This is a genomic window from Vibrio limimangrovi (assembly GCF_054064025.1).
In genome coordinates this window covers 223,697-242,718 of record NZ_JBSUGF010000008.1, presented here as the reverse complement: position 1 = coordinate 242,718, position 19,022 = coordinate 223,697, and the positions used below count along the sequence as shown (strand labels likewise).

General features: G+C 44.4%; 13 protein-coding genes. 8 read left to right on the top strand and 5 right to left on the bottom strand.

Annotated elements, in window-relative coordinates:
* Positions 1 to 44: 44 nt before the first annotated feature.
* Positions 45 to 3,080, bottom strand: coding sequence for a D-2-hydroxyglutarate dehydrogenase YdiJ (gene ydiJ, locus ACWYU8_RS11810; protein ID WP_457519766.1), 3,036 nt, complete (start codon positions 3,078 to 3,080; stop codon positions 45 to 47).
* A gap of 413 nt (positions 3,081 to 3,493) precedes the next feature.
* Between ydiJ and ACWYU8_RS11805 the strand changes: the two genes are divergently transcribed.
* The 5 genes from ACWYU8_RS11805 (at position 3,494) to ACWYU8_RS11785 (ending at position 7,784) form a co-directional block, all read left to right on the top strand.
* A complete protein-coding gene (locus ACWYU8_RS11805) occupies positions 3,494 to 4,189 on the top strand; it encodes a DUF2786 domain-containing protein (protein ID WP_457519765.1) in 696 nt (231 codons plus the stop codon).
* Positions 4,190 to 4,395: 206 nt separating this feature from the next.
* Complete coding sequence (locus tag ACWYU8_RS11800) at positions 4,396 to 5,064, top strand: OmpA family protein (RefSeq protein WP_457519764.1); 669 nt, start codon at positions 4,396 to 4,398, stop codon at positions 5,062 to 5,064.
* A 394-nt stretch (positions 5,065 to 5,458) separates the two neighbouring features.
* On the top strand, positions 5,459 to 5,644 hold the full coding sequence (locus ACWYU8_RS11795) for a hypothetical protein (protein ID WP_457519763.1): 186 nt from the start codon (positions 5,459 to 5,461) through the stop codon (positions 5,642 to 5,644).
* A 426-nt stretch (positions 5,645 to 6,070) separates the two neighbouring features.
* Positions 6,071 to 6,463 carry a SulA-like leucine-rich domain-containing protein gene (locus ACWYU8_RS11790; protein ID WP_457519762.1) on the top strand — a complete coding sequence of 131 codons (393 nt, stop codon included), beginning with the start codon at positions 6,071 to 6,073 and terminating at the stop codon, positions 6,461 to 6,463.
* A 217-nt stretch (positions 6,464 to 6,680) separates the two neighbouring features.
* Complete coding sequence (locus tag ACWYU8_RS11785) at positions 6,681 to 7,784, top strand: phosphoribosylaminoimidazolesuccinocarboxamide synthase (protein WP_457519761.1); 1,104 nt, start codon at positions 6,681 to 6,683, stop codon at positions 7,782 to 7,784.
* A gap of 81 nt (positions 7,785 to 7,865) precedes the next feature.
* On the opposite strand, the gene ACWYU8_RS11780 is transcribed toward ACWYU8_RS11785, so the two are convergent.
* The 3 genes from ACWYU8_RS11780 to ACWYU8_RS11770 all read right to left on the bottom strand — a co-directional run bounded on the left by ACWYU8_RS11780 (position 7,866) and on the right by ACWYU8_RS11770 (position 12,942).
* Positions 7,866 to 9,539, bottom strand: coding sequence for an alkaline phosphatase D family protein (locus ACWYU8_RS11780; protein ID WP_457519760.1), 1,674 nt, complete (start codon positions 9,537 to 9,539; stop codon positions 7,866 to 7,868).
* Between the two features lie 386 nt (positions 9,540 to 9,925).
* Positions 9,926 to 10,303, bottom strand: a complete 378-nt coding sequence (locus ACWYU8_RS11775) for a transporter (RefSeq protein ID WP_457519759.1) — start codon at positions 10,301 to 10,303, stop codon at positions 9,926 to 9,928.
* Positions 10,304 to 10,587: 284 nt separating this feature from the next.
* On the bottom strand, positions 10,588 to 12,942 hold the full coding sequence (locus ACWYU8_RS11770) for a helicase-related protein (protein ID WP_457519758.1): 2,355 nt from the start codon (positions 12,940 to 12,942) through the stop codon (positions 10,588 to 10,590).
* Between the two features lie 214 nt (positions 12,943 to 13,156).
* On the opposite strand from ACWYU8_RS11770, the gene ACWYU8_RS11765 reads away from it, so the two are divergent.
* From ACWYU8_RS11765 to ACWYU8_RS11755, 3 genes are all read left to right on the top strand, one after another.
* The gene (locus ACWYU8_RS11765; protein ID WP_457519757.1) at positions 13,157 to 14,845 is read left to right on the top strand and encodes an NAD-dependent malic enzyme; all 1,689 of its coding nucleotides are present in this window, start codon (positions 13,157 to 13,159) and stop codon (positions 14,843 to 14,845) included.
* A gap of 164 nt (positions 14,846 to 15,009) precedes the next feature.
* The gene (locus ACWYU8_RS11760) at positions 15,010 to 15,732 is read left to right on the top strand and encodes a SanA/YdcF family protein (RefSeq protein WP_457519756.1); all 723 of its coding nucleotides are present in this window, start codon (positions 15,010 to 15,012) and stop codon (positions 15,730 to 15,732) included.
* A 219-nt stretch (positions 15,733 to 15,951) separates the two neighbouring features.
* Positions 15,952 to 17,322, top strand: a complete 1,371-nt coding sequence (locus ACWYU8_RS11755; RefSeq protein WP_457519755.1) for an SLC13 family permease — start codon at positions 15,952 to 15,954, stop codon at positions 17,320 to 17,322.
* A 111-nt stretch (positions 17,323 to 17,433) separates the two neighbouring features.
* Here ACWYU8_RS11755 and ACWYU8_RS11750 read toward each other — a convergent pair whose 3' ends face one another.
* Positions 17,434 to 18,771, bottom strand: coding sequence for a GGDEF domain-containing protein (locus ACWYU8_RS11750; RefSeq protein WP_457519754.1), 1,338 nt, complete (start codon positions 18,769 to 18,771; stop codon positions 17,434 to 17,436).
* Positions 18,772 to 19,022 lie beyond the last annotated feature (251 nt).

Below are 19,022 nucleotides of genomic sequence, written 5' to 3'. Positions count from 1 at the left end.
AAAAAGCCCAGCAAAAACTGGGCTTTTATTTGCTTAATGGTTAGTTATATAAGTGTTAGCAACGCTTGAACTGGATGCTTAGGCTTGGTTCCTTCAAAGCGTTTTACCTGGCTTCGGCAAGAATACCCCGTAATTAAGCATCGCTCATTGTCCAACTTGTCTAAGTTTGGTTTCCAGCTCAGGTTGTAAATATCTTTCGACATCGACAACTTATCCACTTCATGACCAAACGTCCCTGCCATCCCACAACAGCCAACCGGTACGGTATTCAACACCCCTCCGAAGTGAGCAAAAATAGCGCCCCACTCTTTTTCGGCATTTGGCATTTTGGTCTTCTCTGTACAATGGGCAAACAGGTACCACGGTTCTTGTTGTTTGCACTCTACTTCAGCAAAATCCTTCAACCTTGGATACAACCACTCGTGAGCCGTCAGTACATCAAATTCACCGCGCTTGTCACCCAGAACTTCGTTGTACTCATCTCGGTAGCAAAGCACCAACGCAGGGTCAACACCGACCATCGGAATGCCCAAATCGGCAACTAGGTCTAAAAACTTAGCCGTATCCATTGCCGTTTCAGAGAATTTACGTAAAAAGCCTTTGATATGCTGAGCTTTACCATTTGGCTTAAACGGCAGCAGAACCGGATTCATCCCCAGCTTTCTGACCAGCTTAACAAAATCTTCCACGACTTCCGCATCGTAGTAGCTGGTAAACGGGTCCTGTACAATCAGAACGTGTTTACTCTTCTGTTCTGACGAGAGTGCAGACAAGGCATTGAGATCATATGCTGTAGTCAGAGACTCAATACGCTTTTGCAACGTAGGTACAGACAGCAAAGGTGCATCCACATAGCCAATTGTTGATGCGGTCAAGCTTTTCACCCAAGATTGCTTCAATACGCCATTTACCACACCCGGTGCTTTTGCCATCAGCGGTAACATCGTTTCAATGTTGGCAACTAAGTAGTCTTTCGCTGGACGCTGATAGCGCGAGTGGTAAATGTTCAGGAATCGAGAACGGAAACTTGGTACATCAACTTTGATCGGACATTGGCTAGCACATGCTTTACACGCTAGACAACCATTCATAGCTTCATAGACTTCATGAGAGAAGTCATATTCGTGGCGACGGTTAATAGAATGACGAACACGGTCAATCATCGTTTTGATTGACGTTTTATTTTCCAGCGTTTGCTTCTCAAGGTCGAGAATATCGATGCCTTGTTCGGTTAACTGACGTAACCACTCGCGCACTAAGCCAGCACGACCTTTTGGAGAATGACGGCGATCCGCAGTGACCTTCATTGAGGGACACATCGGCGAGCTGGTTTCATAGTTAAAACACAAACCGTTGCCGTTGCATTCCATCACTTGTTTGAAGCTGTCACGAACTTGAACATCAATCTGACGGTCGAAGTAACCGCGTTTGGTTCCAGTGACTTTCACTAACTCTGCATTGCTGTTCAGCGGCGTACAGATTTTGCCCGGGTTCATCTTATTGTGAGGGTCGAATGCAGCTTTTACGCGTCTTAATTCGGTAAACAGCTCTTCACCAAAGAACTCAGGTCCGTATTCAGAGCGGTAACCTTTGCCGTGTTCACCCCACATCAGGCCACCGTATTTCGACACCAGTTTAACCACTTCGTCCGAGACTTCGTGCATCAAAGCTTCTTGCTTAGGATCACAGAGATCCAGTGCTGGGCGAACGTGTAAGACACCCGCATCAACGTGGCCAAACATACCGTAGTTCAATGATTTTCCGTCCAGTAGCTCACGGAATTCAGCAATAAAATCCGCTAAGTTTTCTGGTGGAACACAGGTATCTTCAGCAAATGGTACTGGTTTGGCGCGACCTTTTGCCGCACCAAGCAAACCCACCGCTTTTTTACGCATGTTGTAAATTCGGCCAATGCTCGCCAGATCATCACAAACTTGATAACCGATGATACCTGCCTCTTCAGTTTCGAGCATGGTATCGAGTCTGGCGGTTAACGCAGCGACTTGTGATGCGATCTCTTCTTCATCCTCACCTGCGTATTCCACAATGTTGATACCAAGCATGTCCTTGTCTGGAACATCAGTGATTAAATCACTTACCGTATGCCACACAATATCTTGTTTTGCCAGGTTAAGAACTTTTGAGTCAACCGTTTCTACCGACATGGCATTCGCTTGCACCATCAGTGGCGCATTACGTAATGCTGAATCAAAACTGTTGTATTTAACGTTCACCAACGTACGTACTTTAGGGATACGAGTCAGGTTCAATTTTGCTTCAGTAATAAAGGCAAGTGAACCTTCTGCGCCACACAACACACGAGTGATATTAAAACTATCCTCGTCTTCATTGAGCGCGTTCTTCAGATCATAACCGGTTAAGAAGCGGTTTAAAGGCGGGAATTTATCGTTGATTTGTTGGCGTTTTTCTCGACAGACCGATTCCGTCACGTTGAGCGCGGTTGCTGCAAACTCGCCCTCTTTTGGATAACCATGAGACAAATCTGACTCTAAAATCGAACCGTCAGCGAACACGGCTTGCAGTGACAATACATGATCAGACGTTTTACCGTATTTCAACGATCCCTGACCAGAGGCGTCAGTGTTCACCATTCCGCCAATGGTAGCACGGTTACTGGTTGATAAATCCGGAGAGAAGAAGTAACCAAACGGGAGCACCGCATCATTCAACTGGTCCTTAATCACACCAGTCTGAACTCGTACCCAGCCTTCATCTTCATTGATTTCGAGTATTTTGTTCATGTGACGAGACAAATCAACCACAATGCCTTTGGTCAGAGACTGGCCATTTGTACCAGTACCACCACCACGCGGCGAAAAAGTGATTCGTTCGTATTTTTCTTGATTGCTCAGTTTCCCGATAAGCGCAACGTCTTGAGTCGTTTTAGGATGGACAACAGCCTGAGGAAGTTGCTGATAGACACTATTATCAGTGGCTACCGCTAGACGGCTTGAATATTGGCTTTCTATATCGCCAGAGAATCCAGCTTGTTCAAGCTCTTTTAGGAAAATCAGAACAAGAGGGTCGACATCAGTTTGCGAGTGTAATCTTGGTAACATTTGCTTCCTGCCCATACGTCGCTGATCCTATCAGCTGCGGGTTATCTAATTATTATTACTCATATCTCAGCCACATTTCGTTAAATTCACGAACTAGACAAAGAGGACGAGTAGCATGGATTTCTTAGGATTCGGTAACTTTACAACATTTAAAAAAGCGATTAAATCAGAATCTCGATTCCAGAATTAATCTTATGCCTTATTTTTGGACTTTTAATATCTAACATTGAAGCAATGTAAGCCTTCCTGTCTGCAAAAAGCGTCCCTTAAACGCATCGCTTCTAAACACATAGCTTCTTGCCACCCGAGGTTGCTTTTATCCGCATTAAAAAGGGGCTTCGTATTTCGTTTTCATGTCAAAAAAGGTAATATGTCTGACTTCATTAATTTTCTGCTTTCGTTACTGGCTGTCGATGGATAAACAAAAAGCTCTGAAAAAAATCGCCAAGTGTTTAGAACTGGGTAACTCTGCTAACGTCAATGAGGCTGCAAATGCCATCAAGATGGCGCACCGTTTGATGCTTAAATATGGTCTGGATAAAGATGATATTGAGTTCATCAAGATGGGAAAAACACAATCCTCCCATCTTCTACCAGCAAACATAGGTTCTACAATCTTGCGCGTGATTCGTGGCATCAACACCAAATTCGGGGTTGAAGCAGTTTTGCTGAATCACAAAGGGCTAAAACGTGTCGAATTTATCGGTGAAGCTGATCGGGCAATTTTCGCCGCGTTCGCTTTCGATATCATCTATCGTGAAATGAACGAAAGTACTGGTCAGTTCCGCAATAGTTTCGCTGGCAGTGGCACCTCGTCACTGGAAGTTACTCGTCGCGTAAACTCGTTTGTTTCTGGCTGGGTAGAAGGCGCGATCGAAAAATTGCCTGTTATTTCTCCTGATGAAGAGTCGGCAAACAAAATCAACGACTATATCGATAAAGAATTCAAAAACATCGACAGAGAAACCTTTAAAAAGCAACTTAGAGAAGCGATGAAAAACCTGACTGCAGACTATGAAGTCGGTTTGAAAAAAGGTCGCAAAGTTTCCGTCAGCCGCGGGGTCGGTGGCGAACAAGCACGAAAAATGCTCGGAAATCACTCAGAATAAATGTCTCAAAATGGTCAAATAACTTTAACTGCGTAGCAAACTCCTCAAGATTATTTGGCCATATCACCCTTATGCCTTATTAAGTAAGAGAATTCTTACAATTTTCTGCTGCCATCTTACTTTCACCTAACAAACATTACTGGCAGTTGCTTGATAATCTAACTTTAAAGCAGCGTTTCACGTCACTTTTATACGGAGATTTTCCCTTGAAAAAGCTGTCTATTGCACTTGCGTTAGTGCTAGCTCTAACTGGCTGTGAGGCCACACAACGCCAAAACGCCACTACTGGTGAATACGAAACTAACTCAACCACTCTGGGCGCTCTAACAGGTGCTGTTGCCGGTGCCGCTATCGGTTTGGCGACTGGGGATAATGCAAAAGAACGTCGTCAACGTGCACTGATTGGTGCAGCTGCTGGTGGCGCAACAGGTGCAGGTATCGGTTACTACTTTGACAAGCAAGAAGCTGCCTTACGCAAAGAGTTGCTAAATTCTGGCGTACAGGTACAGCGTGTTGGTGAAAACCAACTTCTACTTCGAATGGAAAATGGTATCGGTTTTGCTACAGATTCATACCAACTTGATTATGGAATCCACAACACACTACGTGGTGTTGCCCGAATCCTGGTCGAATACCCAGATACAAGCTTAGTCATTGATGGATACACCGACAGTACCGGCAGTGACACACACAACCAGGCTCTATCTGAAAACCGTGCAGAATCGGTACGACAATTCCTTGTTCAGCAAAATGTTGCACCAGGTCGCGCCATTGCTCGCGGCTACGGCGAACGTAACCCTCTTTGTTCGAACCAAACGGCAGAAGGTCGCGCCTGTAACCGCCGTGTAGAAATTCAAATTTTGCCTCTTAAGTGATCTAACAGCACGGTAAGATAACGATTCAGGCCTAGAAATAACTTCCTGGCCTGATGTTTCAATACTTTTCAAACCCTCATTATGAGTTTTAGCTTAATCACTCACCCTTCTGCCACACGCCTCATAAACCTCAAACGGTAAAACTGCGTTAAAGACGACATGCCACAACCTAATCAAGCAGGCGTGAAAATACACCTAACAAAATGTTACAAAACCGTAAACTTAGCAGAACAGTCAAAGCCGATCGTCTTTTAGCCCCTATAAATAGTGACCTGCAATCGATTTCCCTCTCAAATCAGTTAACAGACATTTAACTTCTATCTCTTATTTATGTCATAATGCTTTGCGAAAAATAGCACCTAAAAATTCAAACTATTCTAGGTGGGGAGAAATAATGTTCACTGTAGAAGGCACCTGCGACTGGTGTAAAAAAACGGCTCTTATCACACGTCATGACTATTTGGATGGAAAACATCATCACTCATGCCGTTCTTGTTATGACATGGCGAAAATCGATGTTCGCCTGTTCAATCAAGGTGAATTACAAATGCTTCAGCGAATGACTCAACGCACCCGTTGAGCAAAAGAAAAAGTTGAGTAAAAGAGCAAGTCAACGGAACTGATCCTATCAAAGCGCCTTTAACAAAGGCGCTTTTTTGTCGTATTTTTTCGCCTACTCCTACTTGCTATCAATACGATCTCGCGCGCCAGTCAATGCCAATCACCTGTATACGTTTCGAAAAAGCACTGTATAACCCCCCAACCCATGCTGTACTTACAGTATTACTCTCGGTGCATACCGTTTAAATACTGCGGTTCACCTCACATTTTGCACTCCGTACCATACATATCAAGACTCAAAATAAACCAATTAATATCAATAGGTTAATAAAAACTCCAACTCTAAATAGAACAGTTGTCGCCATAATTTATATAAAAACAAGTTGATCGGTCATCGAAAACAAACTACTGTATAAGCATACAGCATGTATAAAGGAACAGTAAGATGCAGATACACGGTCAAACTCAAACATATTCACGTTACAATGTACTCGCACAAGCTACTCAACCTATGGACGTTTCTGATCAGCTTCTGTCTAAGCTGGCTGTGCTTTCACAGCAGAAACAGTGGATCTTATTTACTTCCGAGTGTCCTCGTCCCAATTTTGACCAGCTCACTGCTTTCAATATTTGCTGTAAAAACGTCATTCAGATGAAGCCTTCTCAACAGCTTTCTGAAGTTCAAATTGTAATTAAAGCGATTCGTTCTGGTAACGCCAGTGCAGTCGTCGCCTCTAATGACATAGCGCCACTGAATCAATCCATGTTGCGTGACATTGGTCAGCGCTATCAATGTGAAGTCTTTTTCGTCGAAGGCAGAGTAAACCAGTATCACTAACAAGATCGACGTTACCCATCCTGCATCTCGCCTCCTTTAACTGGGGGCACTTTTTCACCTTCAGCTTAGATAATTCATAAATCAAGCAAACGTTTGCTTTTTCTCTGGCGAGTTAAAATAGTTCTGGTATGATGCCCACATTCGATTTATTCAGCTGTTAATTTTCGCTGAATATCTTCTCTTTATGACGTTTGATTCAGATAATAGGAATGTCGCAATGAGCCTTGCTAATCAAGTACTTGCCGTCAATGACGACCTGCCAATTCGCACTCACAAACCTGTTCACAGTGGTAAAGTTCGTTCAGTTTACTGGTTAACTGAAGAAGACAGCGCCCGCCTTATCAAAGAAAAAGGATACGACGTAGCTCCAGACGCACCTCTGGCGATCATGGTGATCAGCGATCGTATTTCTGCTTTTGATTGTATTTGGCATGGTGAAGGTGGTCTTAAAGGTGTGCCAGGTAAAGGCGCTGCATTAAACGCGATCTCTAACCATTGGTTTAAGCTTTTTAAAGACAACGGCTTGGCTGACAGCCACATTTTAGATATTCCTCACCCGTTTGTTTGGATCGTACAAAAAGCAAAACCAGTTAAAATCGAAGCAATTTGCCGTAAATACATCACAGGCTCAATGTGGCGTGCATATGCAAACGGTGAGCGCGAGTTCTGTGGAATTCAGCTGCCTGAAGGTCTTGAAAAAGACAAAGCGCTCCCAGAATTGTTGATGACACCTTCTACAAAAGGCATTTTGAAAGGGATTCCGGGCGTACCAGAAGCGGATGACGTTAACATCACTCGCCAAAATATCGTGGATAACTTTGAAGCATTTAACTTCTCTAGCGCAGAAGACATCGCACTGTATGAAAAGCTATTGAAAGAAGGCTTTAACGTTATCAGCAGTGCGCTAGAAGCGATTGACCAGATCTTCGTAGATACTAAATTCGAGTTCGGCTATGTCCAAGATGCTGCTGGTAATGAAAAACTGATTTACATGGATGAAGTGGGCACGCCAGATTCTTCTCGTATTTGGGATGCTAAAGAATACCAAGCAGGTAATATCGTCGAAAACTCGAAAGAAGGTTTCCGTCAGTTCCTGTTAAACCACTTCCCTGACCCAGATATTTTGCTGAATAAAGAGCGCATGCCTGAGCGTGAAGCGCTTGCTCGTGACAATGAACTGCCTGTTGAGTCTTTGATGGACATTTCAAAAACTTACCTGGGCATCGCAGAAAAGATTATTGGTAAGCCAATTGTTCTGAGCGAAAACCCGAAAGCCGAGATCATCGACATTCTAAATAAAGAATATGGACTGATCGACTAACGCTTTCGATATTCCTCAGAACTGATCTGATAGCAAAAGTCCGCGTTGAGCGGACTTTTTTATATCTGCCCATTCATCAGGCTAGGCAATGTTTAACGTGATACCGTCGGTCGTCGACACCGATTTTGTGGTGACCTGATATTCTGTCTCTTTGATGGTAGACACGAAATACCAGGTGGATTGCGCACTATCAGGCGTAAACGTCACTCGCATAAAGCCACGTTGTTTTATATCTGTCCACTGCAACTCTGAAACTAAATTCGGCAAAGTGAATTCCATCTGCGCAATCACGGCTGGATCCATTGCCAAATACTCTTCTAAGCCTGGAGAACTGACTGAACTTGTTGCAAACTCAACACCTATCGGATCCCCAGAAATGTCATGTAACTCGCTCGCCCAAGCATTGTGCGTATCACCCGCTAAACACACAAAATGACCGCTGCTTGATTTAGCTAACTGATAAACTTTTTCTCGCTCGACGTAATAACCATCCCAAGCATCCAGGTTATAAGGCAACGAAATGGGATCGGAACTTGGATCAGACAGATAATTGGTAATTGCTGTGTTCACTGCCAGCAAAGCCGCTGCTTGCTGTTCTTCTGTTGCAGTGAAAAGTTGGAACATCGCTGTCATGACAGAGCTCGGTAACTCCATTTTAGCCATCAGAACTTGTTGGCCCAGTACATTCCATTGCGCATCTTGAGCTGTGAACCCATTTATCAACCAAGCAAGCTGATCGGTACCCAACAATTCTCTGTCCACACTACGAGACTCGGCTAATAAGCCTGCAATTGCCTCCATGCTTGGTTCGCTCAATGAAAAATAATCCAAAGGTTCATCGCGGCCAACTAAGCGTGTGTCGAGCATCATCAAGTTCACTAAGTTACCAAAAGAAAACTGACGGCAAATCAACATACTAGAATAGCTATTTTCTCTTACCGGCAACCACTCTAACCATGCAGCAGCAGCGGCAGCACGACGTGCAGAAAAGCTACCTTCGTCTTCTTGATGGTTCTCAGCGCCCTCTTTCCATGCATCATTGGCAAGTTCATGATCATCCCATACGGCAATCATTGGCAACTTCGCATGCAAAGCCTGAAGATCGGCATCCTGGCGGTACTGAGCATATCGTTTTCGGTAATCGTCTAAAGTGATGCACTCTGTCCCTTTACTAGCGACTCGGTCTAATGTTTCAGCGTCTTCGCTGGCATAGCCACCAGCGCCATATTCATAGATGTAATCACCTAAGTGAACGACCACATCAAATGCCGTTTCTTCGTGCTGATTTAAAATTTCGCGATATACATTGAAATATCCAGCCGGATAATTCGCGCACGAAACAACGGCCATTGAGGCTTGCTCTACGTTGTCATCAGGTAACGTATTGGTTTCTCCCACGCCACTTATTGTTTCACCGACCATAAATCGATAGTAATAATGAGCATTAGGGCTAAGGTTTTGAACGTCGACTTTTACTGTAAAGTCCCGACTTGTGTCTGTACTAAAGACACCACTTTGCACCAGATTCGAAAAATCTGCGTCCGAAGCGACTTGCCAAGCGACATCCACATAACTGCTTTCAGTAGTGACACGTGTCCAAATGATAACTTGAGTTTGAGTCGGGTCACCACTGGCGACACCATAATCAAAAGTAACCACTACCGATTCAGAACTATCGCTGCCACAACCGATCAATCCGGTCGCAACCGCGGTTGAAGAGGCAACTTTCATAAAATCTCGACGAGACAAAGACATACTCACTTCCTTTTTGTTTATTACTTTATTCCCAACTGACTCGGAGGAGCACAAAATTACCTATCTTGTTGGTTCATAAGCGTTATTATTTATAACGTACACGATTGATACTCAGGTCAAATCGTTTACTCCAAAATAATAAGTTAGAAGCTAGTTGTGACATTTGCATTGCTATGTGTGACAAATCCCTTACGGTTAGTATTAAAACTCTATATTCCGTAGATTTTATAAAAATGAGAATTGCTCTGAGAAGATGGTCTCTTAGATGAAGGTTGTGAGGAGTTAGGAGTAATAAAGTTGCCGGCGCAATAAAAAAGCGACCCACACAGTGATCGCTCTAATATCTGAAATAACTAACGCAGCTAATAGGCGTCAAATTTACAGAGTTATAGTTTTATATTAAGTATGTCTTGTTCGGCCGTATCCACTTTCATGTGGCTTCGAGATTCGATGTACTCAATCTGTTTTGCGTCCAGCGAATATGGCATGACAACACGCAGTTCATCGATACCCTCGTCTTTTGCAATCTGCGTTAACTGGACCAGATTGGACTCATCACTATGACGTGATGACAACGCTTTTAACGCCGCATCCCATAATCGATCTTCAGGCTGACGCAATTCAGCGAGGTTTTTTTTCCACATCAAACCAAACATCGGAGCAATCGTGGCAAATGCCTCCAAGAAGGTCCACTTCTTACTTGCTGTCGCCCCTAAGAAGCTGGTGTAGTCGAATTCAATGCATGTTTTCTTTTGTTGATTCACTCTATGCTCCGAGATTCGAATTGAGATACAGCAAATATCGTTCAACTATTTTGATATAGCAATGGGATATAAAAGATTAATCTTTTATGCCCAAATTTATATGCAAAAGGAAATATTAAAACCAGCCTCGTAACAAGTAATGTACAGCTTTTCTATATAAGCAACCAATTGATTAATATTTCGAAAGTAAAATAAATACGAACACAAACATTCAATAAATGGATACAAAATAAACACCCATTCATAACACTAATAACATTGACTCAATTGGGTCTGGAACTCGTCTATTTCACATCAATGACGCGACTGGCTTTTTTGTATTGCACTTTCCAGCCTGACCAGCGAGGTAGCTCCCAGCGCTTTGGATCGCCCTTTCGACTGCCTTCGCTATAAATTACGTGAACAAGCTTGCGGGTAGCAAAGTACTCGACATCCAGCTTGAGCTCAGCCAGAAATAACTTCAGCGGGTATTTTTCTGCAAACTCTTCATATTCCCACTCAGGGATCCCGTCGAAAGGTAAGTCATCTGCCTCAAATAGCTCAATATCAGACACGCATTCCACACCCAGTGTTTTAAGTTGCTCTGTTAACCAACCTGAAAACGTCAGTGACTCCGTTACGCTAAGATCGGCAGTTTGCTTATTAAGTCCAAGCGCGTTATACAATTTCCAATGTTGAATCTGCTGTTTTCGTAACGGGGCAAAACCCGGCAGTAAGCTTTCGTTCTCAATCAGATCGATAATCGGCAGTATGGCAACGTCACCTTGAAGAGCCTGATATTCAGTCATCACAGTACGACCAGCGTATACCAAATTCATGCTTGCTCGTAGAGCCTCTTCATCGTAATTGGTATCGCCTTGTTGCCAATCGCCCAGCTTGAGCTCATCAATGAACGCTAATGGGATTGGCATCATGACTGACGCGAGATTCAGTGTCTGTTTCACTCCCCTGCCCGGCACACTATGACTGTCTAACACAATGGCCGCTTCTTCTTTCGCAGGGAAGCGACTGTTGCGTCCGACAACCATTTCCAGACTGCCATTACCCAACGCCTCTCTGCGACGCTCCCTGCGCACAAACACTAACTCTGGATGAAGGGCCGCAATCGCTTTGCTCAGAGCCTCTCGTTTGTATCTGGATGCCACGTCCAGTTGAGGCAGCTCAAACAACTCACGCATTTGTTGCGCGAGTCCTTGTGCCTCTACCAACACCGCAGAATCGACACTTACACCGGGCAATCGTTCTCCGCGAACCAAACGAATCAGTAACGAAGCATCACACCCGGCTGGTTCTTCTAGTACCAATGCTTCTGCCGCTTCACCACTTGTCAATTGATATAACTGAGCCGGCACTGAAAGCGCTGCAGCTAAGTCGATCATCGCTTCTCTTTCTGGTCTGGTTTGGATACGGGTAACCAGATCAGCAAACAGTGCATCAATCGGCAATGGGTATATTTTTTTGCCGTGTTCAGTGATCTTTCCATCTGCATCAATGGCATCCATCGCCTGTAAGGTTTCAAGCGCCAAACTAAGTGATTTTTCTGGGATAGAGTCCAAAAAGGCCAGTTCTGATAGTCGGTGTCCACAGCAAGCCGCCGCTAACATAGGCTCCACTAACTCTTCTCTGTGAAGCTCTGGCGGCGTAACCAACTCTAAAGGCGCATGTTCGCCATATAACCGGATACATGTTCCTGCTGCTACTCGACCAGCACGCCCCATGCGTTGTGCGGCACTGGCTTTGGAAATGTGACAGAGTGTCAGAGCAGTGCGCCCATTACGCTGTACAGTTCGGCGCTCCAAGCCACTATCAATGACCACTCGGATATTTGGGATTGTTAAAGAGGTCTCAGCAACATTGGTCGCAAGCACGATTTTGCGCTGCTTTTGAATCGTCAATGCACGATGTCGATCGTCATCACTTACGGAAGCGTGAAGTTTGACTACCAGCACATCATCTGACTTTTGCAGCATCTGGGCACATTGAGTGATCTCTTTACGACCCGGCAGAAATACCAGTATATCGCCTTCTTCGTCCTCTAAAGCTTCATTCACCGCCCGCACAACGTCATTTTCACAGCCTTTTTTATTTGGCAGGTAACGGCTGTCAAGGCTTCGATGTGTGACCGTAACCGGGAAACAGCGCCCTTCTGAACACAAACGCACAGCCTGCAAATAACGCGCAAGCTTTTCACCTTCTAGCGTGGCAGAGGTAACGATCAGGCGATGTCGGTTTTCCTGTTTTAACAGAGAGGTTAGAAGATCGATGTCCCAACGGCGTTCGTGGTATTCGTCAACCATGACGATGTCAAAGTTCGCCAGCTTATCTTCTGCAAACCATCGCAGTGCAACACCTGGTGTCACAAATACCACTTCCGTGTTCTCATCGAAATACGCGTGGAGCTTTATCGCGTACCCAATTTTTCCACCGATTGGAGACCCCGACAGCTCTGCAAGATACTCTGCTAATGACGTACAAGCGATTCGACGTGGTTCGATGACTAAAACGCGTCCGTGTTGTGCCGCCCAAAGCGGTAAGCGAGTCGACTTACCCGATCCGGTTTCCGCTTCGACCACCAGATGGCAGCTTTTCAAATGCAGGTCAAACTCGGCTTTTAGACTATCGATAGGTAGTTGTGACATAAGAGTTGAAATTGAATTTTTATTTGATGATGTCGAGCATTATACCCAAGTAAAACCTTCCTGCTTTCATTGCACTTGTTTTAATGGCGATATTTCCATCGGTCGTCAAGTTTTTTTACGACATTACTTTGATGTGTATCAACGAATGTTTACAAGCAATCGCTGAAACCGTTACTATTTGCGGCGCATCCTTCAACCCTACATAAGGCACCCAATGAACAACGATAAACGCCCGCTATATATTCCGTATGCGGGACCAGCACTTATGGCAACCCCTCTTTTGAACAAAGGCAGTGCTTTTTCTGCTGAAGAACGCAGTTCATTCAACTTAGAGGGCTTGCTACCTGAAGCCACTGAAACCATCCAAGAACAAGTAGAACGTGCTTATCAGCAATACAAAGGTTTCGAAAGTGATATGGATAAGCACATTTATCTGCGTAACATTCAAGATACTAATGAAACCCTGTACTACCGTTTAGTACAAAACCACATCACTGAGATGATGCCGATCATCTACACGCCAACCGTTGGTGCGGCATGTGAAAACTTCTCGAACATCTACCGTCGTGGTCGTGGCCTGTTCATCTCTTACCCTAACCGTGATCGCATCGACGATTTGCTAAACAATGCAGCAAACCACAACGTAAAAGTGATCGTGGTAACTGACGGTGAGCGTATCCTCGGCTTGGGTGACCAAGGTATCGGCGGCATGGGAATTCCTATCGGTAAGCTTTCTCTATATACGGCTTGTGGTGGTATCAGCCCGGCATACACACTACCAATCGTATTGGATGTAGGTACGAACAATCCGCAACGTTTAGCAGATCCAATGTATATGGGTTGGCGTCATCCTCGTATCACTGGTCCAGAATACGATGCATTTGTTGAAGAATTCATTCAGGCAGTACAACGCCGCTGGCCTGATGCGTTGATTCAGTTTGAAGATTTTGCGCAGAAAAATGCCATGCCACTTCTAGAGCGTTACAAGAACCGCATTTGCTGCTTCAATGATGACATCCAGGGCACTGCAGCGGTAACTGTTGGCTCACTGCTTGCAGCATGTAAAGCAGCGGGTACACAACTTTCTCAACAACGTATTACGTTCTTGGGTGCAGGCTCTGCAGGTTGTGGTATCGCTGAAGCAATCATTGCTCAGATGGTATCGGAAGGTATTTCTGATACGCAGGCACGTTCGCAAGTTTACATGGTTGACCGCTGGGGTCTGCTGCAAGAAGGTATGCCTAACCTGCTTGATTTCCAACAACGCTTAGTACAAAAGCACGACAATACTAAAGAATGGGAAACCGAAGGCCATGGTTTCTCGTTACTGGATGTCATGCGTCATGCTCAACCAACAGTACTTGTTGGCGTATCGGGTGCTCCTGGTTTATTTAGCCAAGAAGTGATCGAAGAGATGCACAAACACTGTAAGCGTCCAATCGTGTTCCCTCTGTCAAACCCAACCAGCCGAGTAGAAGCAACACCAAGTGATATCATTCGCTGGACAAACGGTGAAGCATTGGTCGCGACAGGCAGCCCGTTTGATCCTGTGGTCCACGAAGGCAAAACTTACCCTATTGCTCAATGTAACAACAGCTACATCTTCCCGGGTATAGGCCTGGGTGTACTCGCTGTTAACGCTAAACGAGTGACTGATGAAATGCTTATGGTATCAAGTCGCGCACTGGCAACTTGCTCTCCTCTTGCTATCAATGGCCGTGGTGCACTTTTACCGCCACTAGAAGAAATTCACTTAGTGTCGAAGAAAATTGCGTTTTCCGTTGCGAAAAAAGCCATCGAACAGGGTGTCGCGTTGGAAATCACTGATGAAGCACTCAACGATGCGATTGACCAAGCATTCTGGCAGCCAGTTTACCGCCGCTACAAGCGAACAGCGTTCTAAAATTAAAGCCATTTGCATAATAATTAGCCCCTACACTATAGGGGCTTTTGTTTTTTAAGCGTTTTTTTATCATCCTGACCATATTTTGGCACAAATGGACTTCTCTCTTTTTACTGCTATCAGATATGATGAGGCATACACTTTAATTAAGGATAAGAATCGTTTTGTTGTTTTCTCGTATGAAGTCAAAGTGGATGCTCAAATTTTCATGGAAGCGACTCGCTTTGATTTTGTCGATCGCCGTACTTGGCCTTCTTGTTTCTGTTATTGCCATCGATCGATGGGTGGTGCTGCAAGCCAAAGAGAACATTTTTACTGACTACGAAAACATTCCACAGCATGAAGTTGCTGTTGTGCTTGGCACCAGTAAATATATTGGAAAGACGCTGAACACCTATTACACACAGCGCATTAATGCGGCTATCGAACTTTATAATCAAGGGAAAGTAAAACAGTTTCTCTTAAGTGGTGACAATGCCCATCGTTCCTACAATGAGCCCTGGACAATGAAGCGCGATTTACTCAAAGCAGGTGTACCAGAAGCGTTTATTCACCTCGATTACGCAGGGTTCCGAACCTTAGACTCTATCGTACGAGCAAAAAAAATCTTTGCTTCAGAGCGTTTTCTCATTGTGACCCAGCGCTTCCATTGTGAACGTGCTCTGTTTATCGCACACGCTTACCACATTGACGCACAATGCCTTGCTGTTGCTGGTCCTGTGACACAGCAACAGCAAGCATCTATGCGTATGCGTGAGTTACTCGCTCGCGTGAAAGCATTTCTCGATCTATACATTATCGACACACAACCAAAGTTCCTTGGCCCACAAGAGCCAATCATTGCGGTCAAAGAACCTATCGAGCCTCTTCAAGTCCCGGTCGAGTAGTCATTCAATCTAACTTTTAGCTTTAGTAACATTTCCGTAAAGACAATGGGTAGCATTCTACCCATTTCGAATTCTCAACATCACATTTTCTTATTTGCTCTACGATTCAGGCAAAATTCTTTTGTTCATTCCTAGTAACATTTAATCAATAAAAAAATACAAGTCAGTTACTTTGCTATAAAAAACCGACAAAAAGGCACTGAATAAGGAGCATACCCCATGACCGCACTCGCTGTGACACTGAAGAACTGGTTCTTCACTCGCAACAGCATGATTTTGAATGCAAATATCCTGCTGTTCATTATTTTGTTTAATACCCTTCCGTTTGACCCACAAGTTGTAACTGGCATCAGCATCTTAGTTTTTGTTGCGATTTTGTGGCTTACAGAAGCGATTCACGTAAGCATTACCGCTTTGCTGATACCGATGCTTGCCGTGTTTTTAGGCGTTTTCAACACGCAAACTGCACTCAATAACTTCTCTAACTCGATCATCTTTTTGTTCTTAGGCGGTTTTGCTCTGGCAGCTGCGTTGCACAAGCAGAAGTTAGACCAAGCCATTGCAGACAAAGTGTTGCTCCTGGCTCGTGGCAAAATGTCGGTCGCGGTCTTTATGCTATTTGGTGTGAGTGCGGGACTGTCAATGTGGATCTCTAACACGGCGACAACAGCAATGATGTTACCTTTGGTGCTAGGGGTAATGAGCAAACTGGATGGAAGTAAAAACCACCGCACGTTTTTGTTTGTATTACTTGGTATCGCTTACAGCGCATCTATCGGTGGTATTGCGACGCTGGTCGGTAGCCCGCCAAACGCGATTGCAGCGGCAGAAGTAGGGTTAAGTTTCACTGAGTGGATGGAATTAGGCTTACCTATCTCAATAGTTTTGATGCCAGTAGCAGTATTGGTGCTTTACGTCATGACTAAGCCGGACTTAAGCCACAAGTTTGAACTTGATCACGCACCTGTCGAGTGGACAAACAGCAAAATGGTCACGCTCGCGATTTTCTTGCTAACCGTTACGCTGTGGATCTTCAGCACACCAATCAATAACATGATCGGTGGATTTGCGAAATTTGATACGCTGGTAGCGATCGGTGCGATTCTTCTATTAGGCGCATCGCGTGCTGTGGAATGGAAAGACATAGAGAAAACTACGGACTGGGGTGTACTCATTCTTTTCGGTGGCGGTATCTGTTTAAGTAACGTACTCAAAGATACGGGTACCAGTGTTTTCCTGGCTCATAGCTTATCTGGTTTTCTGGAACAAGCTGGTGTTCTTCTTACCATTCTTGCCGTGGTTACCTTTGTTGTATTCTTGACGGAATTTGCAAGTAATACCGCAAGTGCTGCGCTATTAGTACCAGTATTCGCTACGATTGCAGAAGCGCTTGGATTATCGCCTGTGATTCTTTCTGCATTAATCGCCGTTGCTGCTTCATGTGCCTTTATGTTGCCAGTCGCGACACCACCAAACGCGATTGTATTTGGTACGGGCCACATTCAGCAAAAAGAGATGATGCGTATTGGATTTGTGTTGAATATTGCTTGTATTGGCGTACTGACTCTGTTTGCTTGGTTGTTCTGGTAAGAACGACACTGCTGTACTTTGTGTTCACGTTTCCCCTAACACGATACACAGCAGTTACTTTCTGGTGGCCACAACGGCCACCTCTTTCCTTTCTAAAGTAGCGACTAACTATCAAGCTTCTTTTACTTCAAAATGTGCTGCTCCATAATTCACTTCGACGCGATTTCTTCCCTCACGTTTCGCGAAATAAAGCACTTCATCTGCTCTCGCCATTGTTTGACTAATCCGTTCGTTCTGCATTTGAGCAACACCAATGCTACAGGTCATCGACTCACCATGAACCCAAATATGGTTACTCACCTTCTTACGAATAAACTCAGCTTTTGTGACGGCGTCTTCCAGGTTAGTGCCCGGGCAGAACACAACAAACTCTTCACCACCCCAGCGTACCAATCTATCATCTGATTCTAGTAGGCTTGCCGTTACCATGACAAATTCGCGCAGAATATCGTCACCCATCTGATGACCAAACTTGTCGTTTACCGCCTTAAATTTATCTAAGTCCAAATAGAGGATACTTAAGGAACTCTGTCCATGACACACCCTTAGTGACTCTTCCTCTAACCAGTGGTGTACTGCGTGTCTGTTCATCGCTCCCGTTAGAGCATCACGATGAGCAAGTTCTGCAAATTCATAATTCTGTGCGCGAAGTGTACCGTTTACTTTTTCCAGGTGGCGATGACGCTTCTTGGCTATCTCGTAAGCGACTCTGTTTTTACGCAATTCGTGTAAAGTAAAGGCCAAACCTAACGCCATCCAGGAAAACAGCAGAACAAAAAGCAACGTTTCGCGCGCGAGATATTCACCTTCAAACTCAATCTGATCGATAATGATTTTATGTTTGCCGAGCCCAGTGGCAGATCCAGTGGCGATATCGATACGAGTGATATTGGTAAATTCAGGCGCAGAATGTTCTATTGGGACTTTGTTGTCCGCTAACCACCAAGTCATGACCTGCAAATTTTTAATTGGAATTTCTATGGTTCCGTTAAAATTTAATGGCGAAAACTGCATGCCATTATATTTAATCGTGTATTCGTCATCCGGATTCGAATACTCCGGATTGTAGTTTCGCAGATACAGTCTCAGGGTTTTATTTGGGTTGCCTTTATCCCCGGCTTGCTCATAATTTATCTTCAATCGAATGGTGTGATAAGTAGACAAGTCGATGCCTCTTGTCGCTTCAGTGACATCGGTGAAGACCGAGATTCCGCAATATGGCCATGCATATGAGCTTTCCTTTATATCGCAATTTAAGGTGAGCCTCTGATTCTCAAAACTGAGTTCAGCTTCACTCAACCCTCCTGCACTTGCATCTTTGGTCGCAGAGATATTGAACTTATCGGGCGTAATAACCAGCTTGCGTGTATCTCCCAATACGCTATAAAGTGCAACCAAACTGATGGTGCAAATCGAAAGCGCAAAAACGAGCTTATGTATCCTTTTCATGGGCACTATGACCTAAGTTATTAATAAAATTCTGTCGTAATTCTTAATTTCGATACATTCTACCTTTAAAATAAAACGTGATCTTGCTTCAGAACTGTAGTATTCGTCAGCCTCAAACCGAATTGCGAAGCACTTCACACCTAAGTAAGTCTTTGTTATTACGAAAAAGTATTTTTAAATCTGAACTACTCTCGCATATCCCCTGCACCTCACTTTGCATTCGGTATATACTGTGCAAAAACACACTAATG